Annotated in this window: 16 protein-coding genes; 10 read left to right on the top strand and 6 right to left on the bottom strand. The window is 72.5% G+C overall.

The genetic code is table 11. The annotated features are described in order from the left end of the window. Window positions 1–19: 19 nt before the first annotated feature. Entirely contained in the window at window positions 20–637 is a 618-nt protein-coding gene (locus tag ACLJOU_RS17330; RefSeq protein ID WP_410568504.1) for a TetR/AcrR family transcriptional regulator, read from the bottom strand. A 94-nt stretch (window positions 638–731) separates the two neighbouring features. On the opposite strand from ACLJOU_RS17330, the gene ACLJOU_RS17325 reads away from it, so the two are divergent. Both ACLJOU_RS17325 and ACLJOU_RS17320 read left to right on the top strand, forming a co-directional pair. Further along, window positions 732–1883, top strand: a complete 1152-nt coding sequence (locus tag ACLJOU_RS17325; protein ID WP_410568502.1) for an acyl-CoA dehydrogenase family protein — start codon at window positions 732–734, stop codon at window positions 1881–1883. A 13-nt stretch (window positions 1884–1896) separates the two neighbouring features. After that, entirely contained in the window at window positions 1897–3033 is a 1137-nt protein-coding gene (locus ACLJOU_RS17320) for a CaiB/BaiF CoA transferase family protein (RefSeq protein ID WP_410568500.1), read from the top strand. Here ACLJOU_RS17320 and ACLJOU_RS17315 read toward each other — a convergent pair. Both ACLJOU_RS17315 and ACLJOU_RS17310 read right to left on the bottom strand, forming a co-directional pair. Then, on the bottom strand, window positions 3030–3560 hold the full coding sequence (locus tag ACLJOU_RS17315) for a GNAT family N-acetyltransferase (RefSeq protein WP_410568498.1): 531 nt from the start codon (window positions 3558–3560) through the stop codon (window positions 3030–3032). The two genes, ACLJOU_RS17320 and ACLJOU_RS17315, sit on opposite strands and share 4 nt — an antisense overlap. A 236-nt stretch (window positions 3561–3796) precedes the next feature. Continuing rightward, on the bottom strand, window positions 3797–4570 hold the full coding sequence (locus ACLJOU_RS17310) for a crotonase/enoyl-CoA hydratase family protein (protein WP_410568496.1): 774 nt from the start codon (window positions 4568–4570) through the stop codon (window positions 3797–3799). A gap of 121 nt (window positions 4571–4691) precedes the next feature. Here ACLJOU_RS17310 and ACLJOU_RS17305 point away from each other — a divergent pair, with 121 nt between their 5' ends. The 5 genes from ACLJOU_RS17305 (at window position 4692) to ACLJOU_RS17285 (ending at window position 7596) form a co-directional block, all read left to right on the top strand. Beyond that, complete coding sequence (locus ACLJOU_RS17305; RefSeq protein WP_014466828.1) at window positions 4692–4859, top strand: hypothetical protein; 168 nt, start codon at window positions 4692–4694, stop codon at window positions 4857–4859. Between the two features lie 360 nt (window positions 4860–5219). Continuing rightward, complete coding sequence (locus ACLJOU_RS17300) at window positions 5220–5702, top strand: helix-turn-helix transcriptional regulator (protein WP_410568495.1); 483 nt, start codon at window positions 5220–5222, stop codon at window positions 5700–5702. A gap of 122 nt (window positions 5703–5824) precedes the next feature. Further along, on the top strand, window positions 5825–6739 hold the full coding sequence (locus tag ACLJOU_RS17295) for a lytic transglycosylase domain-containing protein (protein ID WP_410568494.1): 915 nt from the start codon (window positions 5825–5827) through the stop codon (window positions 6737–6739). Window positions 6740–6803: 64 nt separating this feature from the next. Further along, entirely contained in the window at window positions 6804–7241 is a 438-nt protein-coding gene (locus ACLJOU_RS17290; protein WP_410568492.1) for a hypothetical protein, read from the top strand. Window positions 7242–7254: 13 nt separating this feature from the next. Further along, complete coding sequence (locus ACLJOU_RS17285; protein WP_410568490.1) at window positions 7255–7596, top strand: DUF3817 domain-containing protein; 342 nt, start codon at window positions 7255–7257, stop codon at window positions 7594–7596. On the opposite strand, the gene ACLJOU_RS17280 is transcribed toward ACLJOU_RS17285, so the two are convergent. Continuing rightward, the gene (locus ACLJOU_RS17280; RefSeq protein ID WP_410568488.1) at window positions 7574–8998 is read right to left on the bottom strand and encodes an MFS transporter; all 1425 of its coding nucleotides are present in this window, start codon (window positions 8996–8998) and stop codon (window positions 7574–7576) included. The two genes, ACLJOU_RS17285 and ACLJOU_RS17280, sit on opposite strands and share 23 nt — an antisense overlap. Window positions 8999–9131: 133 nt before the next feature. On the opposite strand from ACLJOU_RS17280, the gene ACLJOU_RS17275 reads away from it, so the two are divergent. Then, entirely contained in the window at window positions 9132–9692 is a 561-nt protein-coding gene (locus tag ACLJOU_RS17275; RefSeq protein ID WP_410568486.1) for a TetR/AcrR family transcriptional regulator, read from the top strand. A 19-nt stretch (window positions 9693–9711) separates the two neighbouring features. On the opposite strand, the gene ACLJOU_RS17270 is transcribed toward ACLJOU_RS17275, so the two are convergent. Both ACLJOU_RS17270 and ACLJOU_RS17265 read right to left on the bottom strand, forming a co-directional pair. Next, window positions 9712–11304, bottom strand: a complete 1593-nt coding sequence (locus ACLJOU_RS17270) for a cation acetate symporter (RefSeq protein ID WP_410568484.1) — start codon at window positions 11302–11304, stop codon at window positions 9712–9714. Next, the gene (locus tag ACLJOU_RS17265; RefSeq protein WP_410568482.1) at window positions 11301–11738 is read right to left on the bottom strand and encodes a DUF485 domain-containing protein; all 438 of its coding nucleotides are present in this window, start codon (window positions 11736–11738) and stop codon (window positions 11301–11303) included. The genes ACLJOU_RS17270 and ACLJOU_RS17265 overlap by 4 nt, the downstream gene beginning before the upstream one ends. A 1008-nt stretch (window positions 11739–12746) precedes the next feature. Between ACLJOU_RS17265 and ACLJOU_RS17260 the strand changes: the two genes are divergently transcribed. Together ACLJOU_RS17260 and ACLJOU_RS17255 are read left to right on the top strand one after the other, a co-directional pair. Further along, entirely contained in the window at window positions 12747–17156 is a 4410-nt protein-coding gene (locus tag ACLJOU_RS17260; RefSeq protein WP_410568956.1) for a nitrate- and nitrite sensing domain-containing protein, read from the top strand. Then, window positions 17153–17605 (top strand): roadblock/LC7 domain-containing protein, encoded by a 453-nt coding sequence (locus ACLJOU_RS17255; RefSeq protein ID WP_004561253.1) that lies wholly within the window; start codon window positions 17153–17155, stop codon window positions 17603–17605. The genes ACLJOU_RS17260 and ACLJOU_RS17255 overlap by 4 nt, the downstream gene beginning before the upstream one ends. Window positions 17606–17611 lie beyond the last annotated feature (6 nt).

Here is a 17611-nt window from a genome sequence, read left to right as displayed (position 1 = left end):
CCTTGCGGCGCCGCGCTGGTCAGCTCGGCGCAGTGGTGGCGTCCTGGTAGAGCAGGACGGCGATGCGCTTCCACTCGTCGAGGAGCTGGCGACGCCGGTTCGGGTCGCCGCCGAGCTCGGCGTCCAGCGCCAGCCCGCGGGTGAGGTTCACGGTGAGCCAGAACAGCATTTCCGCGCGTTCCGGCGGGAGTTCGCCGGCGACCTGGGTGACGTGCTCGAGCGTGGCGCGGCCGAGCGCGCGGTCGACCGGGCGGATGGCCGCGCGCAGCTCGGGATCGGTGCGGGCGGCGACCCAGAGCTCGGTGACGGCGGTCGAGAGCGTGCCGGAGTAGCCGGCCCACAGCAGGTCGATCGCGGCGGCCACGCCGTTGCCGCCGCCCGGGAGGTCTTCGAGCGAGGACGCGAGCTGACGGCGCAGTTTCGTCGTGAGGTGCTCGACGGCGGCCGCCATCAGCTCGGCCTTCGCCGTGAAGTGGTGCTGCACCGCGCCCTTCGAGACGCCCGCGCGGGCGCAGATCTCCTGCACCGACGTGCGCGCGTAGCCGACCTCGACCAGGCAGTCGATGGTCGCGTCGAGCAGCGCGGTGCGGGTCTGCTCCCGCCGCTGCGCCTGGGTGCGGTGCGTCGTCTCGGTCACCGCGGCCTCCCTGCTTTACCTACGGGCCGGTAGGGATGTACATTCCGAACAGAACTTACATGCTGATCGTCATGTTTTCCAGCAGGAGGGTCCCGTGCCACTGCAACTGCCGAAGAGCTCGTGGAGCACGACCGAGCTCGACGACCTCCGCGAACTCGCGCGGTCCTTCCTGCAGAAGGAAGCCGTCCCGCACCAGGAGCGCTGGGCGGCGGAGAAGAAGGTCGACCGCGAGCTGTGGACCAAGGCGGGCGACGTCGGCCTGCTCTGCCTGTCGATCCCCGAGGAGTACGGCGGGGGCGGCGGCACGTTCGCCCACGAGGCCGTGCTCTACGAGGAGCAGGCGCGCTCCGGCGACAGCGCGTGGGGCGTCACCGTCCACAATGGAATCGTCGCGCACTACCTGCTCGCCTACGCGTCCGAAGAGAAGAAGCGCGCGTGGCTGCCGAAGCTGGCCAGCGGCGAGTTCGTCGGCGCGATCGCGATGACCGAGCCCGGCACCGGCTCGGACCTGCAGAACATCAAGACGCGGGCGGTCCGCGACGGCGACCACTACGTCCTCAACGGCGCGAAGACCTTCATCACCAACGGGTTGCACGCCGACCTCGTGGTCGTCGCCTGCAAGACCGACCCGGACGCCGGCGCGCAGGGCGTCTCGCTGATCGTGGTCGAAACCGACACCCCGGGCTTCCGCCGCGGCCGCGTCCTCGACAAGGTCGGGCTCAAGGGCCAGGACACCGCCGAGCTGTTCTTCGACGACGTCCGGGTGCCGGTCGGCAACCTGCTCGGCGACGCCGAGGGCCAGGGCTTTGTCCAGCTGATGCTGCAGCTGCCGCAGGAACGGCTGATCATCGCCGTCACCGCGGTGGCCGGGCTGGAGGCGGCGGTCGACCTCACGCTGGAGTACACCAAGGAGCGCACGGCGTTCGGCCGGCCGATCTTCTCCTTCCAGAACACCAAGTTCACCCTCGCCGAGGCGGCGACCGAAGCCGCGGTGGCGCGCGCGTTCCTCGACCAGTGCATCGAACGCCACCTCAGGGGCGAGCTCGACGTGCAGGGCGCGGCGATGGCGAAGCTGTGGACGACCGAGCGCGTCAACAAGGTGGTCGACGACTGCGTGCAGCTGTTCGGCGGCTACGGCTACATGACCGAGTACCCGATCGCGCGTGCCTGGGCCGACGTCCGCATCTCCCGGATCTTCGGCGGTACCAGCGAGATCATGAAGGAAATCATCTCCCGCTCGCTCTGAAAGGTTTTCGCTCATGAAGGCAGGTCCGCTCGCCGGCCTGAAGGTGGTGGAGCTCGCCGGTCTCGCGCCGGGGCCGTTCGCCACGATGGTCCTCGCCGACCTCGGCGCCGACGTCGTCCGCGTCGACCGGGCACAGCCGGGGGAGGACGTCCTCGGCATCGGGACCGACCCGCTCGCCCGCGGCCGCCGGTCGGTCGGCATCAACACCAAGACGCCCGAGGGCGTCGAGCTGGTGCTGAAGCTGTGCGACGACGCCGACGTGCTCATCGAGGGCTTCCGCCCGGGGGTCGCCGAGCGGATCGGCCTCGGTCCCGACGTCGTGCACGCCCGCAACCCGCAGCTGGTCTACGGCCGGATGACCGGCTGGGGGCAGGACGGCCCGCTGGCCAAGGCGGCCGGGCACGACATCAACTACATCGGCATCGCCGGCGCGCTCGAGCCGATCGGGCGCGCGGGCGAGCGGCCGGTGCCGCCGCTGAACCTCGTCGGCGACTTCGGCGGCGGCGGGCTGCTGCTGGCGATGGGCGTTCTCGCGGCGCTGTACGAGCGGACCACGTCCGGGCGCGGCCAGGTCGTCGACGCGTCGATGGTCGACGGCGCCGCGCTGCTCACCACGAGCCTGCACGGCATCAAGGCGGCCGGCCTCTGGTCGGCCGGGCGCGGCGAGAACATGCTCGACGGCGGTGCGCCGTTCTACGACACCTACGAGACCGCCGACGGCAAGTACGTCGCCGTCGGCGCGATCGAGATGCGGTTCTGGGGCGACCTCGTGAAGGTCCTGGAGCTGGACCCGACGGAGCTGCCGCTGCACATCGACAAGACGCAGTGGCCGCGGCTGCGCGAGATCGTGGCCGGCGCGATCGCCAAGCACACGCGCGACGAGCTCGTCGCGCGCGCCGAAGGCACCGACGCGTGCTTGACGCCGGTGCTGTCGCCCGAAGAAGCGGCTTCGCACCCGCACAACGCGGCGCGCGGCACGTTCGTCGAGATCGGCGGCATGGTCCAGCCGGCGCCGGCGCCGCGGTTCGACCGGACCCCGCCGTCGACGCCGGAAGCCCCGCGGGGCAAGGGATCCGACACCGAGGCCGTGCTGGCCGAGCTGGGTGTCACGGACCTGGACCCGCTGCGGGCGGTGGGGGTGATCGCCTAGGTCTTCGCCAGGTCGGAGCGCACGACCGAGTAGATGACGTGGTCGCGCCACTCGCCGTCCCGGAAGTCGTAGCCGCGGAGGACGCCTTCGCGGGTGAAGCCGGCTTTCTCGAGCGAGCGCTGTTCGGCGCGGTTGCCGACCTCGGTCGTCGCTTCGACCCGGTTGAGCTGGGTGTGCGCGAAGAGGTAGCCGACGAGCAGTCGCTGGGCCTCGGTGCCGTAGCCGTGGCCGCGGGCTTCCGGGGCCAGGACGAGGCCCATGTTCCAGCAGTAGGCCATCGGACCGGTCCGGCTGCGGTGCCAGGAGACGAGCCCGAGGACGCGGCCGCCGAGCGTCGGCACGAGCATGCCGGTCTCGGCGGTGAGCATCCCGGTCTCCAGCCACCGGCGGCGCAGGTAGCCGGGATCGTGCCAGCCGAACCACTGGTGCACGCCGGCGGCGACGGGATCGTTGGTCAGCCGTTCCAGGAGGTCGAGGTCGCTTTCGGCCACCGGCCGCAGCTCCACTCTGACGCCGTCGTCGTCCATCGGCAGACCTTATCGGCCGCTTGACCGGAACCGGCAAGCCCGAGCCACGCGCATCCCCCGGTCGAAGCACACCCGCTCACAGAACGGTCAACACGCGTGCTCGGAACGCCGACACGCGTGATTGCCGGGTCGACACGCGTGATCCGAGGGGCGACACGGCGAAACCGGACGGGCCGGCCGTGTCGACCCTTCAATCACGCGTGTCGACTCCCCGATCACGCGAGTCGACCCTTCGGTCACGTGAAGGTGCCGTGGCGGCCTTCGCCGCCGGTGAAGCGGGCCGCGCCTTCGACCGCCTCCGCCGCCAGGACTCCCGTGCCCATGGCCGCGGTGAACTCCGCCCGCAGCGCGTCCGGTTCGGACATGCCCCACTGGGCCAGCGCCGACCGGCGGTCGCCGCGCAGGCAGGCCTGCGGGAACGCCGCCAGCTGCCGCGCCAGTTCCTGCGCCGCGGAAACGGCTTCGCCCGCGGGTACCAGCCGGTTCGCCAGGCCGATGTCCAGTGCCTCCGCGGCGTCGACCGGCCGTCCGGTGAGGATGAGGTCCATCGCCCGGGACTGCCCGATCAGGCGCGGCAGCCGTACCGTCCCGCCGTCGATCAGCGGGACGCCCCAGCGGCGGCAGTACACGCCGAACACCGCCGTCGCGTCCGCGACCCGCAGGTCGCACCACAGGGCCAGCTCGAGGCCACCCGCGACGGCCGGCCCGTGCACCGCCGCGATCACCGGCTTGCCGAGGGTCATCCGGGTGGGCCCCATCGGGCCGTCCCCGTCCGGGTGAGTGCGGTTCATCCGGTCGGTGCCGAGCGCCTTCAGGTCGGCGCCCGCGCAGAACGCGCCGCCCGCCCCGGTCAGCACCGCGACGGCCGCGTCCGGGTCGGCGTCGAACGCGCGGAACGCGTCGGCCAGTTCCGCGGCCGTCGGCCCGTCGACGGCGTTGCGCGCGGACGGCCGGTCGATGGTGACGGTCGTCACCACGCCGTCGCGGTGCACCAGCACGTTCCGGGTCATCGCCGCTCCTGGGGGTTGCTCGAGTGTCCGCGAGTGTCCGAGGTGTCTTCCGCGCACGCCTTCCCTAGAGTATTGGGATGGCCACTCCCAGGACGGGGACGGCGAGCCGGGGAGGAAGCGCATGTCGGGCGGCGTGAAGAAGATCCTGATCGTGGGCGTGGTCGCGCTCGTGCTCTTCCTGCTGATCACCCAGCCCACCCAGTCCGCCGACTTCGTGCACCGCGTGCTCGGCTGGCTCAAGGACGGCGCCGAAGCGATCGTGACGTTCTTCCGGGCGCTCTTCTCCTGACCTCGCGCTTCTGCGTACCGGCACCGCCACGGGCTGTGCCGGCGACTACCGTGCGTGTTAACGGACGGTAAATCACCCAGGGTCACCAATCCCGGATTTCGGACGCCGACACTCGACCATCCGGGTGGATTGCGGCCGAAAACACGCAGGTCGTCGAATTCGTGGCACCCGGGGTCTGGCGAAGGTGACCACCCCGGCCCTACGGTGCTCACATTGCGTGATCGGGTGGTTCGCCATCCCCCCGGAGAACCCCGGTACGCAGGCAGTTTCCACTCAGCAAGGTGCAGGTTGGTGCGTGCGGCACCACCGCGTGGGACAGGCGTCAGGGTCTGTCCGTCGGGGACCTACAAGGAGGCAGGGATGACCGGAGATCCCGGAGTGGACGCGTTGATCCGGCAGTGGGCCGCCGAGCGCGAGAGGACTCCCGAGGAGCAGGAGGTCGACCGCATCGCGTCCGCGTGGCTGGCCGACGCACCCGCGCCGGCTCCGGGCATCCCCGGCCAGCGGGCCCGGACCGGGCAGTCGCGGTTCGTCCCGGTGGAGTCGGCCGATCCCGGCTACCTCGCCGCGATGCGCAGCCGGTTGCCGGAAGTGCCCGAAGAGCTCCTCACCGCCGCCGCGGGCTGGTGGCAGATGGTCGGCGGCGTCGCCGAAGCCGAGGAGTGGTGGGACGCCGGCATCAGCCCGCTCGACCAGCGGGCCCTCGACTACCGGGCGGCCGGTCTCGCGCCGTCCGACCTGAGCCGGCGGCTCGGGCCGATGACCGTCCTGCAGCACCTGCGCCGCGGCAGCGCCCCGGCCTGGTGCGTGGCCCGGCTCGCGCGGCAGCAGAAATCCGCCTGAGGAACCGGTTTCCACTCGACCGGGTGACCCGGTGAGGTGAGACGATCGGGACGACCCGCGTAACGCCACCGTGCGCGGGCTCGTTGACCGTTCGTCGACACACGCTGGAGAACCGGAGTTTCGTGCGCACCAGGACCGGAAAGACCGAGGACGACCCGATCGGCCCGAGTGCCGAGGAAGCCGCCTCCGCCGCACCGGCACCGCGCGCTCCGGGCGTGGCCGTGCTCACCCGGCTGATCGTGGTCCTCGCCGTGCTGGCCGTGGCCGGCGGCGGGATCTGGCTCGTCACCCGCGCCGCGACGCCGGAGGCGAGCCCGACCACCACCGAAATCCCCGCTTTGCAGGTCAAGGCGGCCGACGTGCGCCCGGGCTCGGTCGCGCCGGCCGGAGGTGCGGTGGCGGGCGGGGCCGAGCAGCAGACGAGCCCGCAGCAGGCCCGCTCGCGCGAATCGGGCCCGGCGACGCTTTCCCAGTGGGCGGCCCAGGTCGCGGCGGCCACCGGTGTCCCGGCGCGGGCTCTGCAGGCCTACGGCAACGCCGAGCTGGCGATGCGCGCGGACCAGCCGGGCTGCAGGATCTCGTGGGCCACGCTCGCCGGCATCGGCCGCATCGAGTCCAACCACGGCCAGTACGCGGGCGCGGTGCTCGGCGCCGACGGCCGCCCGTCCAAGCCGATCGTCGGCGTCCCGCTCGACGGATCGGCCGGCGTCCAGGCGATCGGCGACACGGACGGCGGCCGCTACGACGGCGACCCGGCCGTGGACCGCGCGGTGGGCCCGATGCAGTTCATCCCGGGCACGTGGCGCAAGTGGGCCTCGGACGGCAACGGCGACGGCCTCGGCGACCCCCAGCAGATCGACGACGCGGCCCTGGCGGCGGCGCGGTACCTGTGCGCGGGCGGCCGCGACATGGCGAGCCCGGGCGGCTGGTGGGCGGGGATCCTGTCCTACAACAACTCGACGGAGTACGCGCAGAAGGTGTTCGGCCTGGCGGACGGCTACGCGAAGGCGGCACAGGCGGCGCGCAAGCGGGGCTGAGAGCCGGGCCACCCGACCCCAAGTCGGCCGCCGGTGCCCAGCCGGTCAGTGCTAGCGTCGAAGCGTGCCAGCTTCCCCGCCACCGGCCGCCTCCCCGTGGGGACGGCGGATCGCGATCGTCGCGACCTGCGTGGTAAGCCTGCTCGTCTGCTGCGGGCTCGCCTGGTGGCAGTGGGACCGCTTCACCTCGGCCAACGGCACCTTCCAGAACCTCGGCTACGTCCTGCAGTGGCCCCTCTTCGGCCTCTTCCCGGCCTTCATGTTCTGGCGGATCCGCAAGCTCCGGCAGAAGGCCGAAGCCGAGTCCGAGTCCACAGCCGAGTCCACAGCCGGGCCCGCGGCGCCGGTGGCCGAGAAGCCCGCGGTGCCCGCCCCCCGTCCCCGCCCGGACACCCCCCTCCCGAGCGCCGGGGCCGCGGACGAGGACGAGGACGACGAGCTGGCCGCCTACAACCGTTACCTGCGCGAGCTCAACGCCCGCGACCAGCAGGCCGCAGAGTGAGGACGACGACCCGATGACCACCAGCACCGAAGGCGCCCGGACGGCCGTGCCGCTCGACGGCCCCCTGGTCCGGTTCCGCACCGCCGCCTACGTCACCGGCGTCGGGCTGCTCGGCCTGTGCTTCGTGATGGTGCTGCGGTACGCCTTCGGCAACCCGACGCCGTCGGCGGTCTACTCGCCGATCCACGGCGTCCTCTACATGATCTACCTGGTGCTCACCATCGACCTGGCCATCAAGGCCCGCTGGTCGATCAAGGGCACCGTGCTCGTGCTGCTGGCCGGCTGCGTCCCGTTCGTCTCGTTCCTCGTCGAGCGCCGGGTGACGCACCGGGTCAAGGCCGGGCAGAAGCTGTAACGCGGCGGAACGTCAGCGCCACCAGCACCGTGCAGGCGGCGAACACCGCGGCCGTCGAGAACGCCGCCGTCATGCCGTCGACCGTCAGCTGCGCGCCCGTCGTGCCCGCCGAACGGGTCACCGAGCCGAACACCGTGACCAGGACGGCCAGCCCGAGCGTGCTGCCGACCTGCTGCATCGTCTGCAGCACGCCGCCCGCGGCGCCCGCGTCCTCGCTCGGCACCGTGGCCATCACGATCACGTTGAGCGGGGCGAACGCCAGCCCGCCGCCGAGGCCCATCAGCAGCAGCGGCCCCAGCAGCGCCGGGAAGTACGTGCTGTCGGTGGTCAGCAGCGTGAGCCAGCCGACGCCGGTCACCATCAGCACCGAGCCGGTGAGGGCCAGCGGCTTCGGCCCGTAGCGGGGGAGCAGCCGCGGCACGAGCCGGCTCATGGTGAAGATCAGCGCCGCCATCGGGAGGAACGCGAACCCGGTCGCGAGCGCGGCGAAGTGCCGGATGTCCTGCATGAACTGGGTCAGGAAGAAGAACATCGACATCATCGCCATCGGCCCGAGGAAGAAGTTGACGTAGGCCGCGCTGCGGTTGCGGTCGGCGAACAGCCGCAGCGGCACCAGCGGCAGCGCCGTGCGGGCTTCGACGGCGACGAACCCGGCGAGCAGCACCAGGCCGCCGGCGAGCGAGCCGAGCGTCACCGCGTTGCCCCAGCCGTCGGACGCGGCGTGGGTGAAGGCGAACACGAGCGCGCCGACGCCGAGGGTGCCGGTGACCGCGCCGGGCAGGTCCAGGTGCGCGCGACGGCGTTCGGGTTCGGCCACGAACCGCGGCGCGAGCAGGGCGATCGCCAGGCCGAACGGGACGTTGATGAACAGCGCGGCGCGCCACGAGATCCACTCGGTGAGCAGGCCGCCGACGATCAGGCCGATCGCGAAGCCGCCGCTGGACATCGCGGAGAACAGCGCCAGCGCGCGGACACGGGCCTTGGGCTCGGTGAACGTCGTCGTGACCAGCGCCAGGGTGCTCGGACCCGCCATCGCGGCGCCGACCCCCTGCACGACGCGGGCGGTGATGAGCAGCGCGGCCGAGTCGGCGAGCCCGCCGGCCAGCGACGCGAGCGTGAACAGAGCCGTGCCCGCGACGAACATGCGCCGCCGTCCGAACAGGTCGCCCGCGCGGCCGCCGAGCAGCAGCAGGCCGCCGAAGACCAGGCTGTAGGCCGTCATCACCCAGGACAGCCCGGTCGGGGAGAACCCCAGGTCGGACTGGATGCGCGGGAGGGCGACGTTCATGACGGTCGCGTCCAGGACGAGCATAAGCTGGCAGGTCAGGATGATCGCGAGGACCAGCCCGCTGCGGTGGGGGCGCGCCGGTGCGGGCGCGCGGTCGAGCGTTTGGTGCGACAAGGGATACTCCCCCAAGGAGCAAGAGAGAAGCGGAGACGTTCTCCGTTTGACGATGATCCGATAATATGGAGAGTGTCTCCGGATGCGCAAGTGAATTCGGAGAATCTCTCCGGTTGATGGCGAGGAGGCCGGGATGCCCGAGGCCGAGCGCCCGATGCGCGCGGACGCGCGGCGCAACTACGAGCGCATCGTCGCGACGGCGAAGGACCTCTTCACCGCCCACGGCGCCGACGTGCCGCTGGACGACATCGCGAAGAAGGCCGGCGTCGGCGCGGGCACCCTGTACCGGCACTTCCCGACGCGGGAAAAGCTGTTCGAAGCGGTCTACCGCGACGAGATCACGGTGCTCGCCGACCGCGCGTTCGTCCTGCACGACGAGCTGCCCCCGTGGGAGGCCCTGGAGGCGTGGCTGCTCGCGCAGGTCACCTGGGTCGTCGAGCGGCACAAGCTCGCGACGATCCTCAAGGAATCCATCGACTCCGGCTCGGAGACCTTCTTGTACTGCCAGAAGCGGCTGCGCGAGGCGACCGGGGTGCTCGTCGAGGCCGCCCAGGAGGCCGGGCTCGTCCGGCCGGACGTCGTCGGCGCGGACGTCCTCCGCCTCGGCCACGGCGCCGGGATGGCCGTGCGCAACTGCAGCCCGGACGACGGCAGGCGCGTGCTGACCGTGATCCTGGACGGCCTGCGCGCCTGACGCCGGCCGTCCGGCGGGGTCAGCTGCCGATACCGGTCATCGCGCGGACTTCCATCTCCGCCTGCTTTTCCGCGTCCGCCTTCGACCGCCCGAGGAAAGTTCCGACGAACCCGCACAGGAACGAGAACGGGATCGAGACCAGGCCCGGGTTCTTCAGCGGGAACCAGGCGAAGTCGATGCTCTTGAGGATCGAGTCCGGGGCACCCGAGACGACCGGCGAGAAGAGCACCAGCAGCACGCACGCGATCAGGCCGCCGTACATGCCCCACAAGGTGCCGGTCGTGTTGAATCGCTTCCAGAACAACGAATACAGCAGCGTCGAGAGGTTGGCCGACGCCGCCACCGCGAACGCCAGCGCCACGAGGAACGCGACGTTCTGCCCGTTCGCCAGCACCCCGCCGACGATCGCCAGCACGCCCACCACGATCGCGGTCAGCCGCGCCACCCGGACCTCGTCCGCCGGTTCGGCCTTGCCGCGCTTGAAAATGTTCGCGTACACGTCGTGGGCGAAGGAAGCCGACGCGGTGATCGTCAGCCCGGCGACCACCGCGAGGATCGTCGCGAACGCCACCGCGGCGATGACGCCCAGCAGCAGCGTGCCGCCGATGTGCAGGGCCAGCAGCGGCGCCGCCGAGTTCTCCCCGCCCGGAGCGTTCTTGATCTCGTCCGAGCCGACCAGCGCGGCCGCGCCGAAGCCGATCACCAGCGTGCAGACGTAGAAGATGAGCATGCACACGGTGGCCCAGACGACCGAGCGGCGCGCCTCGAAGGAGTTCGGCACCGTGTAGAAGCGCATCAGCAGGTGGGGCAGCGAAGACAGGCCGAGCACCAGGGCCAGCGCGAGCGACACGAAGTCGAGCTTGGTGGTGTCGTCCATGCCGTAGGACCCGCCCGGTTCCAGCAGGTGCTCGCCCAGCGGGCTCTTCTCGGTCGCCGCGGTGAGCAGGTTGGAGAAGCTGAAGCCGTACTTGCCGAACAGGAACACCGCCATCAGCACGACGGCGAGCATCAGCACGGCGGCCTTGATGATCTGCACCCACGTGGTGCCCTTCATCCCGCCGACCAGCACGTACACGACCATGACCAGGCCGACCACGCCGATCACCAGCGCCTGCCCGAGCCGGGTGTGGATGTCGAGCAGCAGGGCGACCAAGCCGCCCGCGCCGGCCATCTGCGCCAGCATGTAGAAGAGCGAGATCACCAGGGTCGACGTCGCCGCCGCGGCCCGGACCGGGCGCTGCTTCATCCGGAAGCTGACGACGTCGCCCATCGTGAACCGGCCGGTGTTGCGGAGCAGCTCGGCGATCAGCAGCAGGTCGACCAGCCACGCGACGAGGAAGCCGATCGAGTACAGGAAGCCGTCGTAACCGTGGACGGCGATCGCGCCCGCGATGCCGAGGAACGACGCCGCCGACAGGAAGTCGCCCGAAAGCGCGATGCCGTTCTGGCGGCCGGTGAAGGCGCTGCCCGCGGCGTAGTAGTCCGACGTCGAGGAGTTCCGGCTGCCGGCCCGGTAGACGACGTAGAGGGTGATCGCCACGAAGAGGGCGAACACGACGGTGTTGACGACGGGATCGCTGGTGGCGGACCCGCCCGCGGCGAGCGCGGTCACCGGCGCTTCTCTTCCGCGAGGCCCGCGGCCGCCCGCAGCTCGGCGACCCGCGGGTCGAGCCGGCGGCGGGCGTAGCGCAGGTAGAGCCAGGTGATGAACGCGGTGCTGGCGAACTGGCCCAGTCCGAGCAGGATGGCCACGTTGACCTGACCGAACACCTTGCGGCTCATGAAGTCGTGCGCGTACGCGGCCAGCAGCACGTAGGTCATGTACCAGGCGAAGAACGCGAAGCTCAGCGGGAAGACGAAGCCGCGGAACCGGCGGCGCAGCGAGCGGAACCCGGGACCGGCCTGGATCGCGAGGTAGTCGGGGCCCGAGGGGGCGGCCGGGCGCTGGGGCGGCCCGCCGGCCGGGCCGGGCCCGGCGGGCAGGGCCGGCATCCGGCTCGTCTCCTCGAGGGCGTTGCCCGGCGCGGGCCGCGCTACGTCGTACATGGTGCCTCCGGCAGAGTGCCTCCGTGGCGGCGGGCCCCGGGACGCCTGCGGGAGTGCACCGGGCCGCCCTTGCGGACTGCGAGGGCACATCGTAACTACGCCATCCGGCGGCTGCCGAAGGCGGCCGGACGGTCCGGTCGATCCGGGTGGCCGTATTCGTTTTCCGGTCGACGGTGTCGAATGGGTGGCGCGCGACCGGGAGTGGGGAGGAGGTCCGTAATGCCGAAAAGAATTGTGACGGCAAGTTGCGGACGTCGGGGACCACTGCGGCGAACGGGCTAACGATCGTGCGTCCTCCGGCAGGCTGGTAACCCTTCGTAGTCGAAATCCGGACTTGATCCGGCTCGCGGGTGGCTTCGAGGGGCCGGCATTAGGCGAAGATCCACTGGTCAGCGTAGGGTTCGGTCAGAAATCACCGGGTCGGGGCGGGACAACGCGGAACGCCACAACATCGGGCACATCTTGAGACTTGACCCACCCGTTGGTGGTACGGAGTGTAGATCGACCGAGGGATACTGCTACCCTGTCTGGGCTAATCGGGTGACGGCCGGATGCGACCGGCCCGCAGTCCGGTAACCGGAATTCCCGCTTTCGGGGGCGGTGTCGCGGAATGGCGTCGCTCCTGTCCGGTGGCGAAAGCACTTTTCGCAGGTCAGCGCCCGAACGGGGAACACAATTGACCGGCACGGCATCGGGGGTACGATTCTTTGGCCCAGCTGACCGCAGCGATCGATTGGCACCGATAAAGTTGATCTCGATCACCGTGCACAACGCAAGTTGCGACATGCACGTGCAGAGTCCCGGGCACGGGACGGCGGGACGGTGCCTGCCCGGCGACGGGCGCGCGGACGGCGGGGCGGCCGGGGACGAGCGAGGGCGCCGGGGAAGCGGCAGGGCGGGGACGGCACGGCCGTCCGGCCCGACGCGAGCTGGGACGCCACGCCGCCGACGCGGATCCATGACGCCGGACAGGGAGTCACTCACGTGACCGTTGCAGGAGAAGGTCAGGTGCCCGTCGGGGAACTGCTCGGCCGAGCGCCCCGGCAACCCCAGGGAAAGGCCGGGTGGCGCGCGCTCGTGCAGTGGCGCGACTGGAGCCTCCCCGTCAAGCTTTCGGCCGTCACGGTCGTGCCCATCGTCCTCGCGCTGGTGCTGGGCGTGGCCACGATCGCCGCGCAGGTCGCCCGCTCGGACGAGTACCAGCGGCTCGACCGGCTGGTCGCCCTCGGCGGCGGGATCCGCACGCTGACCGCCGCCATCCAGCAGGAGCGCACGGTCACCGCGGCGATGCTCACCGAGGGCACCGTCGGCGGCACCCCCGACCTGGCCGCGGCGCGCAAGGCCACCGACGCCGCGACCGGCCCGTTCACCGCGGAGCAAACCCGCGCCGCCGAAGCCGAGCCCGGCGTGTCCGGCGCCGCGGGCGCGGCGTCGGCGCAGGTCGGCAACCTCGCCTTCCTGCGCCGCCAGGTCGACGGCGGCCAGCTCGACCCCGGCCAGGCCATCACGGCGTACTCCGCGCTCACCGGGTCGCTCATCAGCCTCGACACCGCGGCCACCGCGGGCGCCGGCGACGGCACCCTCGGCGGCATGCCGGCGGGGCTGCACGAACTGCTGGTCGCCGGCGAACAGGTGTCGCTCAGCCAGGCCCTCGTGTCCTACGGCATCGGCCGGGCGGGGCTGACGCCGAGCGAGCTCGCCACCCTGCGCGCCGCCGAACTGCGGCTCGCCGACCGGCTCGTGGACTTCCGCTCGGCGTCGGGCGACACGCTGCAGCGCGACTTCGCCGCGATCGCCGAGGGCGCCCAGGCGCAGAGCCGGGCCCGGATGGTCGAGACGATCCTGAACGCCCAGAGCAGCGCGGTGGACGACGCCTTCCGCGCGCTGCCCGCCGCGGAGTGGAACAACGCTTCCGCGGCGATGCGCACGCAGATCGGCCGGATCGCCGACCGGCTCGGCGCGTCGGCGTCGCAGACGGCGGCCGAGCTCGTCGACGACTCCAGCAGCGGCGCCGGCCTGCTCGCGGTGGTCCTGTTCGCCGCGATGGTGCTGGCCGTCGCGGTCGTCTTCCTCATCACCCGCCAGCTGCTGCGTTCGCTGAAGGTGCTGCGCCGCAGCGCCCTCGACGTCGCCGAGACCGCGCTGCCCGAGGCCGTCCGCAACATCCAGGAGGGCCGCGCGCAGGGCACCGACGTCCGGCCGGTGCCCGTGCACACCGACGACGAGGTCGGCGAGGTGGCGCGGGCCTTCGACAAGGTGCACCACCAGGCGCTGCGGCTGGCGACCGAGCAGGCCGCGATGCGCACCGGCTACGGCAGCGTCTTCGTGAACCTGTCCCGGCGCAGCCAGAGCCTGGTGCAGCGGCAGCTGCACCTGATCGAGCAGCTGGAGCGGGACGAAGAGGACGCCGACCAGCTGGCGACGCTGTTCCAGCTCGACCACCTCGCCACCCGGATGCGGCGCAACAACGAGAACCTGATGGTGCTCTCGGGTGCCGAGCCGGGCCGCCGGTCCGGCAAGCCGGTCGGCACCACCGACATGCTGCGCGCCGCGGTGTCGGAGATCGAGCAGTACCAGCGGGTCCAGGTGCAGCCGCCGCCCCCGGCCCGGATCGTCGGCTACGCCGCGAGCGACCTGATGCGCCTGGTCGCCGAGCTGTTGGACAACGCCGCGGCGTTCTCCGCGCCGGAGACCACGGTGACCGTGGCGTCGCGGCTGGGCGAGGACGGCTCGCTCCACATCGACATCCTGGACAAGGGCATCGGGATGAACGAGTGCGAGGTCATCGAGGCCAACACCCGGCTGACCGAGGCCGGGTCGGTCGACCTGGTGACGTCCCGCCGGATGGGCCTGTTCGTCGTCGGCCGGCTGGCCAGCAGGCACCGGATCGGGGTGTCGCTGCACGGCGGCAAGGACATCGTCGGCGTCCGCGCCACGGTCGTGGTCCCGGCGGAGCTGGTGATGCCGGTGACCGACGGCCCGGCGACCGGCCCGATCGGCGCGCTGCAGCAGCACCCGGCGAGCCCGGCGGCGGGCAACCGGCTGCCGCGCCGCCCGGTCAACGGCGCGGCCCGTCCGCGGCCGGTGGTGCCGCAGCAGCCGGCGATGGGGGAGGAGCGCTGGCCGTCGGCGAGCGACCTCGCCGGGCTGTCCGGTGGCCGCCCGCCCTCGGACCTGGAGATCTCCGGGACCGCGCTGTTCGCCCCGATCGAGAAGGACGGCGACGTCCCGCCGCCGCCCCCGGCCCTGCCGCCGGTGCCCACGGTGCTGTCGGTGCCGCTGCCGCCGCGGGCGGACGACCTGCCGGCGGGCAAGGACCTGTTCACGGCCAACGAGACGACGCTGAGCGACTGGTGGCAGGAGGCGACGGCGGGGTCGGAACCGCCCCCGCCGGCCCCGGCACCGGACCGTTCGGAGACGACACCGATCTTCGACGAGATGCTGTCGGCGTGGTTCCGCGAGGACAAGCCGGCCGTGTCCGAGGAAGAGCCGGCCGCCGCCGAGGAGGCGCCGCCGGAGGAGCGCCGCAGCTGGGACTTCGCGAGCGACGAGAACTTCCGCACGGTCCAGGAGCGGACGAAGGCCGAGCCGACGGCGTTCACCGAGGCGGGCCTCCCGCGCCGCCGCCGCGGCGAGCAGCTGCTGCCGGGCAGCGCGACCCCATCGGTCCCGGCGGCCCCGCAGCCGGCCCCGGCCCGGCCGGACCTCCCGGTCCGCGACCCGGCGGACGTCCGCGGCCGCTTGAGCAGCTTCCAGCAGGGCGTCAACCGCGGCCGCCGCCAGGCCCGCCAGGCCGCGGCCCAGCGTTCCCGCCCGGCCTCCCAGCCGGGCACGCCGTCGGGACCGGGACTGGGCACGGCCCAGTCGGCCCAGCACCCCCAGCCGGCGGCCGAGCAAGGTACGGGGACCGGACAGCAGGCGACGGGTTCGGCGCCCACGCAGGATTCGACGCGGCAGGCGGGTTCGGCGCAGGCGTTCGTGCCGGGTCAGGAGCCTGCGGCCGGGCAAGCCGCGGGTCCGGCGCAGCCGGGCGAGGGTTCGGGGACGGGGCAGCAGGCGACGACGGGTTCGGCGCCCACGCAGGATTCGGTGCGGCAGGCGGGTTCGGCGCGGGCCCTGCCGGAAGCGTTTGCGCGGCCGGGGCAGGAGCCTGCGGCTGGGCAAGCCGCGGGTCCGGCGCAGCCGGAGCAGGCGCAGCCGGGCCAGGAAGTGTTTGCGCAGGCGGGTGAGGGTTCGGCGCAGGTTGTGCCGGAGGCGTTCGCGCGGCCGGGTCGGGAGTCTGCGGCTGGGCAAGCCGCGGGTTCGGATCGGGCCGCCGGTTCGGCGCAGGCGGGTGAGGGTTCGGCGCAGGTTGTGCCGGAGGCGTTCGCGCGGCCGGGTCGGGAGTCTGCGGCTGGGCAAGCCGCGGGTTCGGATCGAACTGCCCGTTCGGCGCAGCCGGGCCAGGGTTCGGTGCAGGCCGCGCCGGAGGCGGCCGGGCAGCCGGGGCAGCAGCCCGGCGCGGCGGACTCGGCCCGTGAGGGGCACCCGCCCGTGGACGGGGAGGATCTCTCGGCGGCGCAGCACGATGCGGCGGCCCCCGCACAGCCGGGCATCGCCGGGCAAGCCACCCCGCAGCCGAGCACCGCTCCGCAGACCGCCACCGCCGCACCGCAGCCGGGTGCCGCCGCCGCACCGCAGTCGGATGCGCCCTTCGCGGCCGCACCGCAGCCGGGTGCGGCCGCCACGACCACACCGCAGTCGGATGCGGCCGCCGCCACCGCACTGCAGCCGGGTGCGGCCGCCGCGACCACACCGCAGTCGGATGCGGCCCCCACGGCCGCACCGCAGCCAGGCGCGGCCCCCGCGGCTGCCCCGCAGCTGGGCGCGGCTGCCGCGCAGCCCGTGACCGATCAGCAGGCGGCTGCCTCACCGGCGCCCGCAGCGGCCCCGCCCGCGGACCAGGCTTCCCAGCGGCCCCCCGCCGGGGGTGCGCTGCCCAGCCGCCGTCCGGCGGCCACCGGGTCCACTTCGGGCACCCTTCCGCAGCTCAACGGGCGGCACCAGGATTCCGGCCGGCTGCCCGTCGCCAACGGGTGGAAGCCCACGGAAACCCCCGCTCCGCGCCGGGAAGAGACCGCGGTGGAAGGCACCACCGAGTGGAACTTCGGCACGGACGACGGCTGGCACGCCGTGCAAGCGGTGTCCCAGTCGACACCCTCCACCTTCACTTCGGCAGGATTGCCCCGGCGCCGTCGCGGGGAGCAGCTGCTCCCGGGCAGCGCCGGACCGTCCACCGGGGCCACGGCCCCCCGACCACAACGGGACGCACACGACGTGCGGGGCCGCCTGCGGAGCTTCCAGCAGGGCATCGAGCGCGGACGCCACCGCACCGCACAGGCGGCCGAGAACAACCACGAGACCTTGGAGGGTGAATGACCTCGCCGAGTAGCGCTCAGCCGACGCAGAACCAGTTCGGCTGGCTGGTGAACGACTTCGCGGAGCGGGTGCCCGGCGTGGCGCACGCCGTGGTCGTCTCGGCGGACGGCTTGCTGCTGACCGCGTCGAACCGGCTCCCGCTCGACCGGGCCGACCAGCTCGCCGCCGTCGCCTCCGGCCTGGTCAGCCTGACCCAGGGCGCCGCCCGCTGTTTCGAAGCCGGCGCGGTGAACGAGACCGTCGTCGAGATGGAGCTCGGGATCATGGTGCTGATGTCGATCAGCGACGGCTCGTGCCTGGCCGTGCTGGCCGCCCCCAACTGCGACATCGGCCAGGTCGCCTACGAGATGACGATGCTCGTCGACCGCGTCGGCCAGATCCTCACCCCGGAGCTGCGCGCTCAGCTTCAGGGCTCCGGGGGGTCGCTGATCGGCGAACCGGTGGGATGATGGCGC

The sequence above is a fragment of the Amycolatopsis sp. cmx-4-61 genome (assembly GCF_046548775.1).
GTDB lineage: Bacteria > Actinomycetota > Actinomycetes > Mycobacteriales > Pseudonocardiaceae > Amycolatopsis.
This window is presented reverse-complemented; position numbering and strand designations above follow the sequence as displayed.

What these genes read in the sequence shown, in the direction of transcription:
- ACLJOU_RS17285 (WP_410568490.1), top strand. Translation starts at nt 7,255, where the DNA reads ATGACCACCAGCACCGAAGGCGCCCGGACGGCCGTGCCGCTCGACGGC.
- ACLJOU_RS17315 (WP_410568498.1), bottom strand. Translation starts at nt 3,560, where the DNA reads ATGGACGACGACGGCGTCAGAGTGGAGCTGCGGCCGGTGGCCGAAAGC.
- ACLJOU_RS17300 (WP_410568495.1), top strand. Translation starts at nt 5,220, where the DNA reads ATGACCGGAGATCCCGGAGTGGACGCGTTGATCCGGCAGTGGGCCGCC.
- ACLJOU_RS17255 (WP_004561253.1), top strand. Translation starts at nt 17,153, where the DNA reads ATGACCTCGCCGAGTAGCGCTCAGCCGACGCAGAACCAGTTCGGCTGG.
- ACLJOU_RS17275 (WP_410568486.1), top strand. Translation starts at nt 9,132, where the DNA reads ATGCCCGAGGCCGAGCGCCCGATGCGCGCGGACGCGCGGCGCAACTAC.
- ACLJOU_RS17310 (WP_410568496.1), bottom strand. Translation starts at nt 4,570, where the DNA reads ATGACCCGGAACGTGCTGGTGCACCGCGACGGCGTGGTGACGACCGTC.
- ACLJOU_RS17305 (WP_014466828.1), top strand. Translation starts at nt 4,692, where the DNA reads ATGTCGGGCGGCGTGAAGAAGATCCTGATCGTGGGCGTGGTCGCGCTC.
- ACLJOU_RS17320 (WP_410568500.1), top strand. Translation starts at nt 1,897, where the DNA reads ATGAAGGCAGGTCCGCTCGCCGGCCTGAAGGTGGTGGAGCTCGCCGGT.
- ACLJOU_RS17265 (WP_410568482.1), bottom strand. Translation starts at nt 11,738, where the DNA reads ATGTACGACGTAGCGCGGCCCGCGCCGGGCAACGCCCTCGAGGAGACG.